The organism is Halovibrio variabilis (assembly GCF_007991175.1).
Lineage (GTDB): Bacteria > Pseudomonadota > Gammaproteobacteria > Pseudomonadales > Halomonadaceae > Vreelandella > Vreelandella variabilis.
Map to the genome: position 1 here is coordinate 205,858 of NZ_BJXV01000008.1, position 18,409 is coordinate 224,266.

The window sequence follows — 18,409 nt, forward strand, 5'->3', positions numbered from 1 at the left end:
TTTTAGTCTGCCCCAGCGGTTGATCGTTAAGGCTGCTCTTAATCTGGAACTGGAACGGCAAAAACACAAGTCTATGTTGCTAACGCTCGTCGTCGTCTGCTAACGATTGCCTGCGTTTAGCGGCCTGTTTTTGGTAGCGCTTGTGGCGGTAAAGACGCACCAACGCAATCACGACCGCCGCCGCCAGCATGGCGGCCAATACAACGCCCATCCAGGGGCGTGCGGCAGTACCCATGACGGTTTCCAGGGCAATGATCAGGGTTAAACCAATCGCTTGGGAACCGATCGCTAGCGCGCGCAGCTTATCGAAAGCGGGTGGGGGCATAACGTCTCCGTAATTGTCAGCTCGCATGGTATGGTCTGTCAGTGTAACCGCTTAACGCAACGCTTAAACGGGAAACCTAATTCGAAACTTAACTGGAAACCCAGCAACTGGAACCCCATGAACGCCATTGCCCTCGGCCCGCTTTTGATTTCATTGCCGCGTCTCTACGCCATTGGCTGCGCGCTGCTGCTGCTGCTCGGCGCGCGCTTTTTGTTAGGGCTGCCACGCCCGATTCAGCAGCGCTGGTTTAGCGGGCTGATCATTGTTTGGCTGGTTGGCGCCCGGGCAGGTCACATCGTGCTCAATCTGGAAAGCTACGGCGCCACCCCGCTTGAAGCGCTTAAAGTCTGGCAGCCCGGCTACCATGGCCTATGGGGACTCGCCGCCGGCTTGGTCTGGACAGCCTGGGCGCTGCGGGCACGGCTGTTAGCCATGGGCGGCGCCATGGCCATGCTCATCGCCGCTTCCAGCCTTTGGCTGGTGCTGGTCACCCTGGCGCCCTTGGGCAATGACGTTGCCGTTGAGGCGCTGCCGGACGTCACCCTGGAGGATATTGACGGTCAGCAGGTGCCTCTGCCGTCGCTGGCCGAAGGCGGTGATTTGATTATCGTCAACTTATGGGCCACTTGGTGCCCGCCCTGCCTGCGCGAAATGCCGCTGCTTGAAGAGGCCGCCCAGCGCGATGGCGTTAGCGTGGTGGTTGCCAACCAGGGCGAAGACCTGCTGCCCATAGTGCGCTACCTGGACGAACAGCAGCTTGAATTTCGCTATGCGCTGCGCGATCCCGGTCAGCAGCTCATGGCGCTTTTTCAAGCGCCGGGGTTGCCCACCACCGTGCTATTTGACGGCCAGGGCAACACCCTGGATGTGCACGTAGGCGAGCTAACCCGCGCCCATCTGGATCGCTGGTTAGCCGATTGATGCCGATACACCTTAATCCCTCCGCGGCTTTGCGTTAGAATCCCCCGCCCTGTTTGCCGTCGGCGCTCCCCACCGGCGGCATACGACCCGTTTTGCAGACATCCCCGAGGCATCATGAGCGATTTTTCTCCCGGCCAACGCTGGATTAGCGACGGCGAAGCTGAGCTTGGGCTTGGCACCGTGCTTAACTGCGACACCCGTAGCGTTACCATTTTGTTCAGTGCCAGTCAGGAAACCCGTACCTACAATACCCGCCAGGCCCCGCTGACCCGGGTGATGTTCGGCAGCGGCGACCGCGTTCTCTCCGCCGACGGCTGGCACATGGTGGTCGACGACAGCAAAGCGTCCGACGGCCTGATTACCTATATCGGTGAGGATAGCCAAGGCAACCCGCGTGAGCTGCCCGAAACCAAGCTTGCCGACACCATGCAGTTCGATCAGGCGCGCGATCGTTTATTGACCGGCCAAGTCGATCGCAACGACTGGTTTGACCTCCGCTTTCGCACCCTGCACCACTTTCAGCGCATTGAGCAGCACAGCGCACTGGGCTTTTCCGGGCCGCGCATCGACCTGATTCCCCACCAGCTCTACATTGCCGACGAGGTCGCCCATCGCCACGCCCCGCGCGTGCTGTTGGCGGACGAAGTGGGCCTGGGTAAAACCATTGAAGCGGGGCTGATCCTGCACCGGCTGCTGCTCACCGGTCGCGCCGAGCGCGCGCTGATTTTGGTCCCTGACAGCCTCACCCATCAATGGTTGGTCGAGCTGCTGCGGCGTTTCTCGCTCAACGTCTCGCTGTTAGATGAAACCCAAAGCCAGGCCCACGGCAGCGACAACCCGTTTGAGAGCGCCCAGCTCGTGTTGGCTAGCCAAGGCTGGCTATTTGCCAACCCTCAGCGTCAGGAGCAGGCGCTGGCCAGCCAGTTCGATATGCTTATCGTTGACGAAGCCCACCACCTGGATTGGAACGAAGCAGGCAGCGGCCCTGGTTATCGATGCGTCGAGCAGCTTGCGGCGGTGATTCCCGGTCTGCTGCTGCTCACCGCCACGCCCGAGCAAATGGGCATTAACAGCCACTTCGCCCGCCTGCGTTTGCTGGACCCCGAGCGCTACCACGACCTTGAGCGTTTCAAAGCGGAAGAGAGTCACTACACCGAGGTGGCCAGCGCCATCGATGCCTTAGCCGCGCTGCCAGGCGACCCTGACGCCCGCGCCCGGGTGTCTGCCGTGGCTGATGACCGCGACAGTCAGGCCTTGCTTGCCACGCTATGCAATAGCGAAGCCAGCAAAGCCCAGCAGGACACCGCCCGCGCCCAGTTGAGCGAAGCGCTGCTTGACCGCCACGGCACGGGGCGGGTGATGTTTCGTAACAGCCGCCGCCACGTCGGCGGCTTCCCCGAGCGGCGCTTGCACTTAGCGCCGCTCGCGCTGCCGCCCGCCTATCGGCGCATCGTGCGCCGCCTAGAGCGCGATGACGATTACCTTGATGAGCTGTTGATCGAGACCGGCATGGATCATCCCGACGTGCTGATTTATCCCGATGCAGCCTACCGCGAACTTAGCGACGATCCGCTCAACAGCGAACCCTGGTGGCACATTGACCCGCGGGTTAACTGGCTGCTGGAAAAACTCAGCGATGACGGTGACAGTGGCTTTGCCAACGACAAAGTACTGGTGATTGCGCACCACCGGGAGACCGCCGAAGGGCTTGCCGAAGGGCTGCGAGTATTAGGCGGCTACCATGCGCCAGTGTTCCACGAAGACCTCTCCCTGATAGAGCGCGACCGTGCGGCGGCGGCTTTTGCCGACGATGAAGACGGGGCCCAAGTACTGGTGTGCTCGGAAATTGGTTCTGAGGGGCGTAACTTCCAGTTCTGTCGGCATCTGGTGATGTTCGACATGCCCCAGCACCCGGATCAGCTCGAACAGCGCATTGGCCGACTGGACCGCATCGGCCAGCTAAACGCCATCGAGCTGCACATTCCCACCTTTGAAGGCAGCCCAGGCCAACGCCTGCTGCGTTGGTACCACGAAGGCATGGACGCCTTCAGCGCGCCTCACGGGGTGGGCAGCGAACTGTTTGAAGCCTTTGGCGATGCCCTGGCCGACGCCCTGTTGGATGATGAAACCCTTGACGAGATCATCGCCGAAACCCGCACGATGTTTAGCGCCAAGCTGGCGGAACACGATGCCGGACGTAACCGGCTGCTAGAACTCAACGCCTGCCGCCCTGCGCGGGCTCAGCAGGTGATCGACGCCGTTCGCGAGCTCGACGAGGACCCTGCCCTGCCGCGCTACATTGAGCGGGCACTGGATGTTTTCGGCGTGGATAGCCAGGAAATTGGCAAGGGGCTCATCCACCTAAAACCCAGCCAACATATGCTGGACGGCTTACCCGGACTGGTTAAGGGCGAAGAAGGCTATACCGCCACCCTAAGCCGCGCCCAGGCACTGGCCCGGGACGATGTTCAGCGGCTTTCCTGGGAGCACCCGTTGATACGCGAAATGATGGGTCGCGTGCTGGATGGGACCATGGGCAATTCGGCGCTCGCGCTGCTGCGTCACGATGCCATTCCCGGCGGCCGACTGATGGCCGAGCTGGTGTTCCGCACCCACTGCCCGGCGCCCAAAAAGCTGCACCTTAACCGCTTCCTGCCGCCCACCGCCGTGCGCGTGTTACTGGATGAATCAGGCGCTAACTTGACCAGCAAGATCTCCTTTACCGGTCTGGGTAAGAACCTGCAGAAGGTCAATAAATCGCTGGCGCGTGATTTGATCAAAAGCCGCCACGACCAGCTGCGCCAGCTGCTCACCCAGGGCGAAGGCGAGGCCGAGCGCCAGCTGCCCAGCATTGTCGAAAATGCCGAAGCGCAGATGCGCGCTCATCTGGACGCTGAACTGGCTCGGCTAACCGCCCTTGCCGAACACAACCCAGCGGTACGCGGCACGGAAATCGACGCGCTGAAGAATGAGCGTCAGGCGCTTAGTGAAGCGATTGAAAACACCCGCCTGCGGCTTGATTCGGTGCGGGTGATTATCACCGTCGATGCTGATCGCTAGGCGAAGGCTGCCTAAAGGATGTCCTCAAGCGCCTTGTCGAGCGTAGGGTACTGAAATGTAAACCCTGCCTTTTCAAGGCGTGCGGGGCGCATATCCGCCCCGGTCAGCAATAGCTTCGACATTTCCCCAAACGCCGCTTTAAGTACAAACGCCGGTACCGGGAATATCGCTGGCCGATGTAAATGCTTGGCCAACGTCTGGGTAAACTCGGCGTTGGTGACCGGATGCGGCGCGCTCGCGTTAAATGCGCCGTTTAAGGTGTCGTGTTCGAGGAGAAACAGGATCGCCGCGACAAGATCTTCACGGTGGATCCACGGCATAAACTGCTCACCGCTGCCAAACCGGCCGCCCAAACCCAGCTTAAACGGTGGCAACATTTTGGCCAAGCTGCCGCCGTTGGCTTCCAGCACCAGGCCAATGCGCACAATGGCCAGCCGCACCCCCATTGCCTCAACCGGCTGCGCGGCCTCCTCCCACTGCTTACACAGCCGATGGTCAAACTCATCATGGGGCTGGGTCTCTTCGGTGACCACGCGCTTGCCTTGATCGCCGTAATAGCCCATCGCGGAAGCCGACACCATCACCTTGGGCAGCGGCTGGCCGTTAGCGTTGAGCTGCTCGCAAAGCGTCACTAACTGTTCAGTGGCCCCCACGCGCGAATTAATCAGCGCCGCTTTTTGCGCATCGCTCCAGCGCTTCGCTGCAATCGGCTCACCGGCTAGGTTGATCAACGCATCCGGTGGTGACTCGATAAATGCCTGAGCGCTATCGCGGATGTCACAGTCGATGGGCAGGCGCTCGCGCACTTTATGGGGCGTGCGCGACACCACCTGGACTTCATGGCCCTGCGCCACAAGCTCAGGACAAAGCCGCTGGCCGACAAAACCACTGCCCCCGGTCACTAATACGCGCATGGCGTTACTCCTTTGGTGTTGCTGGTGTCGCTATTTTAGCGTTTTTTGCAGGTCGCCTTGGCAAACGCCTCACTGCGCGGCGACTATGCTCACGGCGCGGCGACTATGCGGCAAATAAAAGGTGGCAAATAAAATGCTATTTGTATTGTACGGTATTTATACACAACTGTTACAATAAGAAACTATACCCGCTTCAATGCCGCGAGGGGTTATGACCACACCGCTACTATCACCGCACACCGAAAGCCACTCCATTGCGATCATCGGGGCCGGCCTTTCGGGCCTCGCCTGTGGCCAGGCGCTGGCCAGCAGTGGCGTTGCCATTTCGCTGTTTGATAAAGCGCGCGGGCCCGGCGGTCGCATGTCGAGCAAGCAGCGGCCCAGCGCCACGCTGGATCTGGGCGCCCAGGCCTTCAGCGTACGCGATCCCGACTTTCAATGCGCGGTGGACCAATGGCTGTCCATCGGCTGCGTCGCCCCTTGGCCGACGCGCACCTATCAGGCTAGCTCAAGTGGCTGGCAGGCGCATAACGATGGTCAAACGCGCTATACCGGCGCCCCACGCATGAGCGCCTTAACGCGCCACTTGGCAGATTCTTTGGCCGCCTTACCCACTACCCAGACGTACATGGGCACTGCCATTGCAGCGCTGGAGCGCACGCCCACCGCCTGGCAGCTGGTTGATGATAACGGCACTGCTCACGGGCCTTTCGATTACGTGGTTATCAGTGCCCCGCCGCCCCAGGCCCAGGCGCTGGTCGCGCCATGGGACGACGACCTCGCGGCCGCCTGCCAAGCTCGCCAGCAGCGTGCCTGCTGGGCAGGTTGGGCGATTTTTGAGCAACCTTTACCCCGCTTGACCGAGGTTGATCACGCCTGGCAGATGGCACGCGTCGACCACCCCGCACTGCGCCTGATCTCGCGCAACCAGACAAAACCCGGCCGCGACGACCAGCCGGAAAGCGTCAGCCTGCTGGCCCAGCTTGACTGGAGCGAAATTAACTTAGAACAACCCGCCGCGGTGATTGCCGAGCAGCTCTTCGCGGCGCTAAAAAGCGTTTTCCCGGCATCAGCAACGTTGCCCAGGGTCATCGAAACGGGCGCCCACCGCTGGCGTTATTCGCAGCCAGCCACCCCTTGCGAATACACTTTCTTATATACGGCAGATGGCCTGGCGCTATGTGGCGATAGTTTTCGCGATGGGCGCGTCGAAGATGCCTGGCTTTCAGGGCATCATCTAGCGCAAGCGCTGCTCGCCAAGGCACTAGTAGGCCGGTCGGTCTGATAGCTAAATTTTATGACGGCGTAGGAAGGATTCTTATAAAGGTTGTACCGGGTAGCGACAAGTTGTACAAATGGGCATAGAGTATTGTGCTTATGTTTGGCTCTTTAATCAGGCAACTTAACATGGAACATGTATTACCTTCGCCGCCGCGAACAATGTCGCCCCCCTGCAGCACTCGGCTGCGGTCAACGAATGCCCGGCTAATTAAGTTGATGTTAACGACGAGGCACTGGTGCCCATGAGTCACAAGGCGACCCACCCCGCCGATACGCCGCTGTATCCCATCCGCGAGGTTTCGCGCATAACGGGTGTCAATTCGGTCACGCTGCGCGCCTGGGAACGACGCTATGGTTTAATTCGCCCCCAGCGCACCCCGAAGGGCCACCGACTTTATGCCCAGGACGATATCACCCGCATCGAACGTATCTTGCAGTGGCTCAACCGTGGTGTGCCGGTCAGTCAAGTCGCCGACTTGCTTGACCAGCCCGAAACGATTGAAACGCCCACGTCCGATACGGGCGACTGGGCGAGCCAGCGCCAGCAGCTACAGGCCATTATCGAGGCGCTCGATCTACCCAAGTTAGAGGCGTTTTATTACCAAAGCCTAGCGCTCTATCCGCTCAGCATTGCGATTAATGAACTCTGGCAACCGGTCATTTTAACCTTGGAAGCCAAGTGGGCTATTCAGGCGGATCAGTTAGTTCGCCGCACGCTTGAGGCGTTTTTGCGCAGCCAGGTGGGCATACGCTTACACTATGCCAACCAAACGACCCGGGGGCCGTTGATTCTACTCAACGCCATGCCGGATGACCCTGGCCCGCTGTGGGTGTTGATGTCCGCGCTGATGGCCAGCGAACAGGGTTACCGCGTGCAGATGCTTGACCACTCGTTACCGCTGGAGGACCTGCCCCAGGCGGTGGCCCGCCTGCACTCATCAATGGTGCTGCTTTCCAGCGGCCAACGCGAGAACGATAGCTATATTCACCAAGCGCTGCCCAAAGCGGCCACGTCACTCAACGTCCCCATTGGGGTGTGTGGCGAGGTGGCGCGTCTGCGTGAAAACGACCTGCGCGACAGCCCCGTGCATATGCTAGGCGATGACCTGCCCCAGGCCATTGCCCGCCTGCGCCCCTTGCTGCGCGAGTGTGGCGTCCTGTAACGAGCAGGCTGTCACCCTGGCCGATCCGCCTCAGGCGATCGGCCATTTTTTTATCACGCCGCGCGGGAGACCCCCTTTTGACAGGAGAGCCCATGAAACGACAGCTGGTGTGGCTGCGCAGTGATCTGCGTATTGACGATAACAGCGCCCTCGCCGCAGCGGCAGCCAAAGGCCCGGTGGTTGCGGTGTTTTTGCGCAGTATCCCCCAGTGGCAAGCACACGGCCACGGCGCCAATAAACTCGATTTTTGGGCCCGCGGTGTCGCCGCCGTTCAAACAGCACTCAACGGTCTGAATATTCCGCTGCTGCATCGCGATATTGAAGACTATGACCAAGCGCCTGAAGCGCTGCTCACGATCGCCCGCGAACATGCCATTGAGCAGCTGCACTTCAACCACGAGTACGCGCTCAATGAACGCCGCCGCGACCGAGCGGTAGCGGATGCCTTTAAGCAGGCTGGGATTGCCGCCCATGGCTACCACGACGCGGTAGCGTTTGCCCCCGGCAGCCTATTAACCGGCAAAGGCGACTACTACGGTGTCTTTACGCCGTTTTCCAAAGCCTGGCATAAGCAGGTCAGCGCCGACCAGCTGGCCCTGCGCGATACCCCAACGGTGCAAACGCCGCTGGATATCGCCAGCGACCCGCTGCCAGCACTGCCGGCGCTTGAAAGCCCCCCAATCGACGGGCGGCTTTGGCCCGCTGGCGAACACGCCGCGAGTGATAATTTAGCGCGGTTTTTGCGCTTTCGGGGCCGCCACTACAATGCCCAGCGCGACCTGCCCAACGTACGCGGCACCAGCGAGCTATCGCCCTACCTGGCGCTGGGGATGATCTCCCATCGCCAGTGTTTACAAGCGGTGATGAGCGAAAACGGCGGTCACTTAGCCGACGGCGATGTCGGCCTTACTACCTGGGTCAACGAGCTGGTCTGGCGGGAATTTTATCAGCATGTCGCGGTGGGTTTTCCCCAGGTGTGCCGCTGCCAGCCCTTTCAAGCACATACCAAGCAGTTAGCCTGGCGTGACGATGACGAAGGCTTTCAAGCCTGGTGCGAGGGGCGAACAGGCTACCCGATCGTCGATGCTGCCATGCGCCAGCTAGTAACGACCGGCTGGATGCACAATCGGCTACGCATGATTACGGCGATGTTTTTAAGCAAACACCTGCTGATCGACTGGCGGCGTGGCGAAGCCTTCTTTCTTAACCATCTAGTGGACGGTGAGTTCTGCGCTAATAACGGCGGCTGGCAGTGGGCAGCCTCGACGGGCACCGACGCTGCGCCCTATTTTCGTATTTTTAACCCGACCACCCAATCCACGCGCTTTGACGCTGAAGGCGAGTTTATTGCCCAGTGGCTGCCCGAACTGGCTGAGCTGCCCGCTAAAGCACGCCACGCGCCGCCCCAGGACCTGCTAACCGACATCGACTACCCACCACCGATCGTCGATCACAAGGCGGCACGCCAGCGCGCGTTAGCGGCGTTTAAGTCGCTGTCCAAATAGCCGCTACGTTAACCGTTGAGACGAGGAAACACCGTTATGGCTGAGCCTGCGGCGCTGGAAGCGTTTTGTGCCTTTTTTAACAAACTAGACAATACCTGTACAGAAAAACTATACGAGGTATATACTGAAGACGTCGTATTTGACGATCCGCTGCATCACGTTGAGGGCCGGCAGGCTTTAGAAACTTATTTGGCCGCAATGTACGCCAACGTTGAACGCTGTCAGTTTGTTTATCACACCCGCCAGCTTGAGGGTAATCAAGCGTTTGTGACCTGGACCATGACCTTCGTGCATCCAAAGCTGGCCGGCGGTCGTAGCATAGACGTAGCAGGGTGTAGCGCATTGACGTTTGCTGCCGATGGCAGAGTACAGCGTCACCGCGACTACGTTGATGCGGGCGCCCTGCTCTACGAGCACTTACCGCTGATGGGTAGCGCCATTCGCTGGTTAAAAAAACGTCTGGCCTAACTGAGCGAGCCTGGATTAGCTGCGCGAGCCTGATTTAATCGCAAAATTAAGCCACACACTCTGTATGCGGTTTAGGTGTAACAAAAAGAGCTGGAGTAAGGGCTTGAGGAGAATCTTATGAGCACATGGACAACGCCCCAACGCATTTGGCTAACCGGTGCCACCTCGGGCATTGGTGAAGCGCTTGCGCGCAAGCTCATCGCCCAAGGCCATCACGTGGTGCTCAGTGCCCGCAACGCCGAGGCGCTCGAAGCGCTGTGCCAAGACCACCCCAATGCCCACCCGCTGGCGCTGGATATTAGCGACCGCCAAGCGGTGCTTGCCGCGGGCGAACATATTCATGAACGCCTGGGGTCGCTCAATCTGGCGCTCTTCAACGCGGGCACCTGCGAATACCTTAACGCGCAGCAGTTTGATATGGATTTGGTTGAGCGTGTTTTCACGCCTAATCTATTTGGCACTTTATACGGGGTCGAAGCGGCCCTGCCGCTGCTACGCGCCGCCCGCCAAGCGGGTTTACCGGCGCGGTTGGCGGCGACCTCCAGCGCCTCGGCTTATCTTGCGCTGCCTCGCGCGGAAGCCTACGGCGCGTCTAAAGCCGCCGTGAGTTATTTTTTGGAGTCGCTGCGCTTAGACCTTGATCAGGAGGGCATCGACGTCAGCCTGATTCACCCTGGTTTTGTCAAAACCCCGCTTACCGAGCGCAACGACTTCCCTATGCCGATGCAGGTCAGCGCGGAAAAGGCGGCTGACGCGATTATCGCGGGCCTGGCAAAGGGACGTTTAGATATTCATTTCCCACGCCGCTTTACCTATATCGTCAAATTACTGGGTATTTTGCCGCCTGCCCTGCGGCGTCAAATCGGCCTACGCATGGTCCGCGCGCCCAAGGAGACGTCATAATGTCGATGGCATCGCAACGTATCGCCATTGTTGGCAGTGGTATTAGCGGTATGGCCGCTGGCTGGTACCTGTCAGCCCAACACGAGGTGACGCTATTTGAGGCCGATGCCCGCTTGGGTGGCCACACCGCGACCATGGATGTGGCGGTCGAAGGACGCCCCTACGCGATTGATACCGGTTTTATTGTCTTCAACGACTGGACCTACCCTCACTTTCAACGCCTGCTGGCCACCCTCGGCGTTGCTTCTCAAGCCACCGAGATGAGCTTCTCAGTGCATGAAACAGGGCGTGACTTTGAGTACAACGGGCATACCTTAGGCTCGCTGTTTGCCCAGCGGCGCAATCTGTTTAACCCCGCTTTCTATCGTTTGCTTGGCGATATCCTGCGTTTTAACAAACAGGCCACGCAAGCGCTAGACAGCGAGCAACTGCCCAATGATATGACCTTGGGCGAATATCTAGACCAAAACCATTACAACCGCGATTTCCAGCAGCGCTACTTACTGCCCATGGGCGCCGCCATTTGGTCGGCCAGCATCAGCGACTTACGCGCCTTCCCGCTGGCGTTTTTTGTGCGTTTTTTCCGTAATCACGGCCTGCTGTCCGTCAGCCACCGCCCGCAGTGGTACACCCTGGTCGGCGGCTCGAAAAGCTATATTCCCAGTTTGACGGCGCCCTACGCGTCGCGCATTCATCTCAACACCCCGGTGACCCGGATTACCCGTGACAGCACCGGCGTTGCTATTTCCACGCCCGCCGGCACCCAGCGCTTTGACCAGGTGGTACTCGCCTGCCACGCCGACCAGGCATTGGCCATGCTCGGCGACGCCAGCAGCGTTGAGCAAGAGGTACTCGGCGCCATGCCTTATCAGGATAACGAGGTGGTGCTGCATACCGATACCAGCCTGCTCCCGCGTCGCCGCCGCGCCTGGGCAAGCTGGAACTACCGTCTGGACCAACGCGATAGCGGCGCGCGGGTTTCGGTTACTTACGATATGAATATCCTCCAACAAATCGACAGTGACACCACGTTTTGCGTCACGTTGAACGACAGCGCCAGCATTGACCCCGACAAAGTGCTGGGCCGTTATACCTACGCACACCCCCAATTCACGCTGGCAGGCCAGACCGCCCAGGCGCGCCACGCTGAGATATCGGCCACCGCAAAGCGCACGCACTTTTGCGGCGCCTACTGGCGTAACGGCTTCCACGAAGACGGCGTATGGAGTGCCCTGCGAGTGGCTCAAGCGCTGGGCTGCGATGAGGCCGCCCCGCCGCCTGCGCCACCGACCGCGCTGCCGGCGCATGAGTTACTGACGCCGCACGGCGTCGAGGGGTTGGGATGATCGCTAATCCGCGCTCGCGTATTTATCGCGGCACCTTACGCCACCGCCGCTTTACCCCCAAGGCCCACACCTTTAGCTACCGGGTGTGGATGGCGTGGTTTGACCTTGATGAGCTGCCCGACCTATTGGACAAGGTGCCCGGCTTTAGCGCTCGGCGCCCCGCGCTTGCGCGCTTTCGCCGTGAAGACTACCTAGGCCCGGTCGACCGGCCGCTCAAAACGGCCGTGCGCGAAGAGTTAATTCGTCAGCTTGGCAGTGCCCCTAATGGCCGTATCTACGTGCTAACCCAGCTACGCACGCTGGGTGGCATGTTTAATCCTATTTCGGTCTATTACGCCTACGACCACCTGGGACGACTGGCAGCGGTATTGAGCGAAGTGACCAACATGCCGTGGCGTGAGCGTACCTGTTACGCCAGCGCGGTGGACCCGTCACGGCATAGCCATCAAGCGCATTTCGCTAAAGAGATGCACGTTTCTCCCTTCAATCCCATGGACATGGCCTATCGCTGGAAATTTAATGCCCCCGGCGAAAAGCTCTTTTTGCATATGGAAAACTGGCAGGCTGAGCAGTGCCACTTCGATGCCACCTTAACCCTAGAAGGCTTAGCGGCGACTCGCCCCGTGCTGGTAAAAACCCTGGCACGCCAACCATGGATGAGCTTGAAAACCATCGCGGGCATTCATTTTGAAGCGCTACGCCTGTGGCTTAAGCGCATCCCCGTTTATAACCACCCCAAGCGCAAGGAGACTTCAAAGTGACGACCCTGCGTTCTACCCCGCCCCATATTCAACCGGCTAAGCAAGACCGCTTAACCCGGTGGCTAAAACCGCGCTTAATGGCCAAGCTGGACACCTTTAGCGGCGGTCGCATTACGCTCATTGAAGGCAACCAGTGCCACCACCTGGGCCAAGAAGGGCCGCTGCAGGTCACCGTCGTGATTCGCCACTCCCGTGCCTGGAAACGGCTTGCCTTTGGCGGCACCGTCGGTGCGGCTGAATCCTATATGGACGGCGATTGGGATGCCGATGACCTGGTCGCGCTAATCCGCCTGTTTGCCTCAAACCTTGAGCAGGTCAACGGCAATATCGAGAACGGCAGTGCACGCTTTGCCCGCTGGTTGCTGGGCGCCACCTACCGGTTTCAACGCAACAGCCTAAGCGGTTCTAAACGCAATATTTCCGCCCATTACGATATCGGTAACGATCTATTCTCGACCTTTTTAGATCGCAGCCACTGGATGTACTCAAGCGCGGTGTTTCCCTACCCGGAAGCCAGCCTGGAAGAAGCCTCCACCTACAAGCTCGACCTGATGCTTGAAAAGCTCGACGTGCAGCCAACGCACCACCTGCTAGAAATCGGTACCGGCTGGGGCGGTCTGGCGATTCATGCCGCGAAAACCCGTGGCTGCCGTGTCACCACGACGACTATTTCTGAAGAGCAGTATGCCCATACCCAACGCCGTATCCATGAAGAAGGGCTGGCCGATAAAATCACCCTGCTTAAGCAGGACTACCGTGAGCTGACCGGCCGCTACGATCGACTAATTTCGGTAGAAATGATCGAAGCCGTAGGCCACCAGTACCTCGATACCTACCTGCATAAGCTGGATAGCCTATTGACCGACGATGGCCAGGCCATGCTGCAAGCCATCACCATTCGCGACCAGCGCTTTGAAGAGGCTAAACGCGATATGGACTTTATCAAACGCTACATTTTTCCCGGCGGCTTCCTGCCCTCACACCACGCCATGCTAAGCAGCGTGATGCGTAAAACCTCCCTGAATGTGGTCGCGCTCGATGAAATAGGCCCGCACTACGCCCGTACGCTGCGTGAATGGCGTCACCGTTTTGAAGCCAGCTTGGAACAGGTGCGCACACTGGGTTACGACGAGCGCTTTATCCGCATGTGGCGCTACTATCTGTGCTATTGCGAGGGCGGCTTTATTGAGCGCTCCATCGGCACCTGCCACCTCTTGCTGGCTAAACCAGCGGCCAAGCCGGTACCGCTCACGGGCGCGCTCTAGATGGCAACACGCAAATGGCAAGCACTGGTGCTGAACGCGCTACGTTTCGAAGCCGGTTGGCTATTGTGTGTGTTAGGCGGTTCGTGGGTGGCGGCGGTGGCAGGCAGTGGCCTGTTGGCGTGGCATCTGTGGCGCTGCGGCTTTGCCGGCGAATGGCGTTTTATCGCTGGCTTTGCGCTGATCGGTTTAGCGATTGACGGCAGTTTACAGCTGCTGGGAGGCTTTGATTTTAATGATCAAACACTTGTGCTGGGGTTATTGCCGCTATGGCTGTGGATGCTGTGGCCGCTGTTTGCCACCCTGGTCCATCACTCGCTTGCCTGGCTGTGGCGTTATCCGCTGATCGCGGCGCTTTGCGGTGCGGTTAGCGGCCCACTCTCCTACTATGGCGGCGCGTTGCTGGCGGGGGTTAGCCTTGCCCCCTGGTTGCTTCCCGTTCAGGCGTTGATTTGGGCAGCGCTATGCGTGGGGATCAGCCGTTATTATGCCCGGCTTAACCCCGTTAAGAGCGCTATGACGCAGAGTGGCTAGCCAGTGGCGCAGGCGCCAGGCGTTTTTCCAGGTCCTCCGCGGGCATGGGTCTAGCGAAGTAGAACCCCTGAACGCTCATGCAACCCGCGGTAACCAAAAACTGGCACTGCTCCTTGGTCTCGACGCCTTCAGCGATCACTTCCAGTCCCATCCCTTCGGCCATTGCCAGTACCGCTTTAACGATGGCAGCATCGGCTTGATCGTTGGGTAAGTCTTTAATGAACGCCCGGTCGAGTTTGATTTTATCCACCGGCAGGCGTTTCAGATAGCCAAGCGATGAGTACCCCGTACCAAAGTCATCGATCGCAATCGCAAAGCCCTGGTCGCGCAGTCCTTGCAAGCGTGGCCGCATTTCGCCCGCGCGCTCGTCCAGCAGCACCGATTCAGTTAACTCCAGGCCAATCTGGGAAGGCAATAATTGATAGCGCTTTAAACACGTCGCCAGCTGGCTTTCCAGGTCGCCTTGAAACAGCTGAAGTGCGGAAATATTGACCCAAATAGTCAGTTTGGGCATGTTGCGATGGCGCCAATGGGCCTGCTGAGCGCAGGCTTTTTCAATCACCCAGGCGCCCAGTTGCGACATCAACCCGTGACGCTCGGCCAGGGGGATAAAGTCGCCGGGGGAAATCATCCCGTCCCGTGGGTGGCGCCAACGCAGCAGCGCCTCCATCCCCACTACCGCGCCGTTGCTAGGCTGATGCTGGGTTTGAAAGTGCAGCTCTAACTGATCACCGGAAATAAGCGCCGCGCGTAGGTCGCTGACCAGCGCCAGCTGGGGGTTGTCCTGCTTATCCAGCGCGGGGCGAAAACGCTGGCTAAGGTTCCGCCCGAGCCGCTTGGCACTGTAGAGCGCCGATTCCAAGCGCTGAAAGAGCACCCCAGAGTCATTACCGTCTTCGGGCACGCGGCAGCTACCGATCGTCAGCCCCAGGCGCAATGATTGATCATTCATTTCAAACGGCCGGCTCATATGCTCGCGCAGGGTAGCGATCCATTGATCGTGATCATCAAAGGTGGTGGTGCGAATAACCATAAATTCATCGCCACCCAAACGGCCTACCACACTTCCCGCCACATAGCTGGTAAGCCGCTGGGCGAAACGCGCTAACAAGCGGTCGCCTTGCTCAACTCCCAGGCTATCATTGACCGACTTAAACCCATCAATATCTATCAACGCCATGTCGAGGCTTTCCCCCGCCCGTATATGGCGCAGGCGAGAAGCCAGCAAGTCATGGAGGCGGCGGCGATTGGGCAGGCCGGTCAGAGGGTCTTCAAAACCGATACGGCGCAGGTCGTTTTCACGCGCTTTCTGTGCCGAAATATCGGTAAACAGGTTGATAAAATGAGTGACTTTGCCACGTTTATCGGTCACGGCGCGGACTTTGAGCCATTCGGGGTACTCGTCGCCGCTTTTACGCTGGCTCCACATTTCACCTTCCCAACGGCCGGTACTTTTTAGCGTGCCCCACAATTTTTGATAGAAGGCTTTGTCATGGCGCGGCGCGGCCAGCGTTTCCAGTTTAACGCCCTGGACTTCCGGGCCTGTATAGCCGGTGATTTCGGTAAACGCCGGGTTAATGGCAATGATGCGATTTTGCTCATCGCTGATCACCATCGCATCGCTCGCCAGTCCTAAGGTATCTTGCGTTAGCCGTAAGCGCAGGCGCTGCTGACGCACTTGCTTCCAGGCATCCCACAGCCCAAGCGCAACTAATAGGGCGGCCACTAGGCGTAGGCCGCTATCGGGTAACCACACGCAAGCAGGCAGCGCCGTCAGCGCCACCCAAATTAATGGACGATTGAGAGTAACAGGCAACCACATGGCGATTTGCTATATCCTATTTGATATTCTCGATAAACAATTAGCGTTAGGCGCCATGCTGATCATGCCGCCTAATGAAAAACTTGGGTAACCTATATTACTGCAGTGGCAATTTTTTTATGCATAATTGGCCTTTATTGAACAAAAAATGACATTACCGTGTCATCGGCCAAGACATTAAAAACTGTAGGCGCAGGCGATAAATAGCCAGTTACGTGCATTCGACGGTTTCGGGAAGTAGACTAGACTAGGCGTTGCGAGCCGTGCCTCGGCACTAGACGCGAGTGCTGATTTAAGTGCTATGCTGCAATGCTATGTATTGGCTCTAATTGCCGTACGCGGCCAACCACCATTTGAAATTCGGAAAGATTCAGTGATCAAGCAACATTCCTTTAATCGCGAAGAACTGCTGGCCTGCTCGCGGGGCGAGTTATTTGGCCCCGGAAACGCACAGCTCCCGGCGCCTAACATGTTGATGCTTGATCGCATCAAGCACATTCACGAAGAAGGCGGTGAGCACGGCAAGGGTGAGCTAATCGCCGAGCTGGATATCACACCGGACTTGTGGTTCTTTGATTGTCACTTTCCCGGTGATCCCGTCATGCCCGGCTGCTTGGGGTTAGACGCCATGTGGCAGCTGGTCGGTTTTTATTTGGGTTGGCTAGGCCATCCTGGGCGCGGACGTGCGCTTGGCTGCGGCGAGGTCAAATTCAGCGGACAGATCCTGCCTGATGCGCAAAAAGTGACCTATAGCATTAATATCAAGCGTATTATTACCCGACGCCTTATTTTGGGTATCGCCGACGGCACCGTTACCGTCGACGGACGCGACATCTATCAGGCTAATGATTTGCGCGTTGGCCTATTCACCTCCACTGCGAATTTCTGAACAGGAGGCTCCCATGCGACGAGTGGTAGTCACCGGCCTTGGCATCGTATCGTGCCTTGGCAATGACCAACGACAGGTCCTGGACGCGCTCAAAACTGGGCGTAGCGGCATTCGTTTTAAGGAAGAGTACGCCGAGCGTGGCTTCCGCAGCCATATAGCCGGCAGCGTCGATATTGACCTCGACGCACTCATCGACCGTAAACTGCGCCGCTTCATGGGCGACGCGGCAGCCTATGCCTATGTCTCGATGGCCCAAGCCATTGAAGACGCGGGGCTCAGCGACGAACAAGTGTCCAACGAGCGCACTGGCCTAATCGCGGGTTCAGGCGGTGCTTCAAGCGCCAACCAAGTGGAAGCCGCCGACGTACTGCGCGAGAAAGGGCTTCGCCGCGTTGGCCCTTATCGGGTCACACGCACCATGGGCAGTACTGTCTCTGCGTGCCTGGCAACGCCGTTTAAGATCAAAGGCGTGAACTTCTCTATTTCCTCTGCCTGTGCGACTTCCGCGCACTGCATCGGTAGCGCAATGGAGCAAATTCAGCTCAACAAGCAAGATGTGGTGTTTGCCGGTGGCGGTGAAGAAGAGCACTGGACACTGTCTTGCCTGTTTGATGCCATGGGCGCACTCTCAACCCACTATAACGATCGCCCGGAACAGGCCTCGCGCCCTTACGACCAATCGCGCGATGGCTTCGTCATTGCCGGTGGCGGGGGCATGTTGGTACTCGAAGAGCTTGAGCACGCCAAAGCGCGTGGCGCCAAGATTTACGGCGAGCTAGTCGGTTACGGCGCGACCTCAGACGGTCACGACATGGTCGCGCCATCAGGCGAAGGTGCCATGCGCTGCATGCACCAGGCAATGGCCACCGTTGATGGCGCTATTGATTACATCAATACCCACGGCACGTCGACGCCGGTCGGTGATGTCGCCGAGCTCAAAGCCATTCGTGAAGTGTTCGGCAACACAACGCCGGCAATGAGCTCGACCAAATCGCTCACCGGCCACTCCCTGGGGGCTACCGGTGTGCAGGAAGCGATCTATTCGCTGCTCATGATGCAACACGGCTTTGTCGCCGCATCGGCGAATATCACCGATTTGGATGAGCAGGCCGACGGCTTCGATATCGTCACCGAACGCCGCGATGACGTGACTATTGAGCGGGCCCTGTCGAATAGCTTTGGCTTTGGCGGTACCAATGCGTGCTTGGTCTTCCAGCGCTTTAACGACTAACGCTCAACATGAAGTGAGTCAAAA

The 18,409-nt window shown here is 58.8% G+C and carries 16 protein-coding genes; 13 read left to right on the top strand and 3 right to left on the bottom strand.

The window, feature by feature from the left end; all coding sequences use genetic code 11:
• Positions 1-79 precede the first annotated feature (79 nt).
• Complete coding sequence (locus tag HVA01_RS07850; RefSeq protein ID WP_146874590.1) at positions 80-325, bottom strand: hypothetical protein; 246 nt, start codon at positions 323-325, stop codon at positions 80-82.
• 117 nt (positions 326-442) lie between these two features.
• Between HVA01_RS07850 and HVA01_RS07855 the strand changes: the two genes are divergently transcribed.
• Both HVA01_RS07855 and rapA read left to right on the top strand, forming a co-directional pair.
• Positions 443-1,246, top strand: a complete 804-nt coding sequence (locus HVA01_RS07855) for a TlpA disulfide reductase family protein (RefSeq protein WP_146874591.1) — start codon at positions 443-445, stop codon at positions 1,244-1,246.
• 114 nt (positions 1,247-1,360) lie between these two features.
• On the top strand, positions 1,361-4,306 hold the full coding sequence (rapA, locus tag HVA01_RS07860; protein WP_146874593.1) for an RNA polymerase-associated protein RapA: 2,946 nt from the start codon (positions 1,361-1,363) through the stop codon (positions 4,304-4,306).
• 11 nt (positions 4,307-4,317) lie between these two features.
• Here rapA and HVA01_RS07865 read toward each other — a convergent pair whose 3' ends face one another.
• Positions 4,318-5,220, bottom strand: a complete 903-nt coding sequence (locus tag HVA01_RS07865) for a TIGR01777 family oxidoreductase (protein WP_146874595.1) — start codon at positions 5,218-5,220, stop codon at positions 4,318-4,320.
• Positions 5,221-5,431: 211 nt separating this feature from the next.
• Between HVA01_RS07865 and HVA01_RS07870 the strand changes: the two genes are divergently transcribed.
• From HVA01_RS07870 to HVA01_RS07910, 9 genes are all read left to right on the top strand, one after another.
• The gene (locus HVA01_RS07870; RefSeq protein ID WP_146874597.1) at positions 5,432-6,505 is read left to right on the top strand and encodes an NAD(P)/FAD-dependent oxidoreductase; all 1,074 of its coding nucleotides are present in this window, start codon (positions 5,432-5,434) and stop codon (positions 6,503-6,505) included.
• A gap of 238 nt (positions 6,506-6,743) precedes the next feature.
• Positions 6,744-7,664 carry a MerR family transcriptional regulator gene (locus HVA01_RS07875; RefSeq protein WP_174787768.1) on the top strand — a complete coding sequence of 307 codons (921 nt, stop codon included), beginning with the start codon at positions 6,744-6,746 and terminating at the stop codon, positions 7,662-7,664.
• 92 nt (positions 7,665-7,756) lie between these two features.
• The gene (gene phrB, locus HVA01_RS07880; RefSeq protein ID WP_146874601.1) at positions 7,757-9,169 is read left to right on the top strand and encodes a deoxyribodipyrimidine photo-lyase; all 1,413 of its coding nucleotides are present in this window, start codon (positions 7,757-7,759) and stop codon (positions 9,167-9,169) included.
• A 36-nt stretch (positions 9,170-9,205) separates the two neighbouring features.
• A complete protein-coding gene (locus tag HVA01_RS07885) occupies positions 9,206-9,637 on the top strand; it encodes a nuclear transport factor 2 family protein (protein ID WP_146874603.1) in 432 nt (143 codons plus the stop codon).
• A 117-nt stretch (positions 9,638-9,754) separates the two neighbouring features.
• On the top strand, positions 9,755-10,540 hold the full coding sequence (locus tag HVA01_RS07890) for an SDR family NAD(P)-dependent oxidoreductase (protein WP_146874605.1): 786 nt from the start codon (positions 9,755-9,757) through the stop codon (positions 10,538-10,540).
• Positions 10,540-11,886, top strand: a complete 1,347-nt coding sequence (locus tag HVA01_RS07895; RefSeq protein ID WP_146874607.1) for an NAD(P)/FAD-dependent oxidoreductase — start codon at positions 10,540-10,542, stop codon at positions 11,884-11,886. Before HVA01_RS07890 ends, HVA01_RS07895 begins: the two co-directional genes overlap by 1 nt.
• Positions 11,883-12,647: a DUF1365 domain-containing protein gene (locus HVA01_RS07900; RefSeq protein ID WP_146874609.1), complete on the top strand. Its 765-nt coding sequence runs from the start codon at positions 11,883-11,885 to the stop codon at positions 12,645-12,647. The genes HVA01_RS07895 and HVA01_RS07900 overlap by 4 nt, the downstream gene beginning before the upstream one ends.
• Entirely contained in the window at positions 12,644-13,912 is a 1,269-nt protein-coding gene (locus HVA01_RS07905; RefSeq protein ID WP_146874611.1) for an SAM-dependent methyltransferase, read from the top strand. The genes HVA01_RS07900 and HVA01_RS07905 overlap by 4 nt, the downstream gene beginning before the upstream one ends.
• Positions 13,913-14,443, top strand: a complete 531-nt coding sequence (locus HVA01_RS07910) for a DUF2878 domain-containing protein (RefSeq protein WP_146874613.1) — start codon at positions 13,913-13,915, stop codon at positions 14,441-14,443.
• Here the strand turns inward: HVA01_RS07910 and HVA01_RS07915 are convergent.
• The gene (locus HVA01_RS07915) at positions 14,424-16,265 is read right to left on the bottom strand and encodes a putative bifunctional diguanylate cyclase/phosphodiesterase (protein WP_146874615.1); all 1,842 of its coding nucleotides are present in this window, start codon (positions 16,263-16,265) and stop codon (positions 14,424-14,426) included. The two genes, HVA01_RS07910 and HVA01_RS07915, sit on opposite strands and share 20 nt — an antisense overlap.
• A gap of 373 nt (positions 16,266-16,638) precedes the next feature.
• On the opposite strand from HVA01_RS07915, the gene fabA reads away from it, so the two are divergent.
• Together fabA and fabB are read left to right on the top strand one after the other, a co-directional pair.
• Complete coding sequence (gene fabA / locus HVA01_RS07920; protein WP_146874617.1) at positions 16,639-17,154, top strand: 3-hydroxyacyl-[acyl-carrier-protein] dehydratase FabA; 516 nt, start codon at positions 16,639-16,641, stop codon at positions 17,152-17,154.
• Positions 17,155-17,167: 13 nt separating this feature from the next.
• Positions 17,168-18,385: a beta-ketoacyl-ACP synthase I gene (gene fabB, locus HVA01_RS07925; protein ID WP_146874620.1), complete on the top strand. Its 1,218-nt coding sequence runs from the start codon at positions 17,168-17,170 to the stop codon at positions 18,383-18,385.
• Positions 18,386-18,409 lie beyond the last annotated feature (24 nt).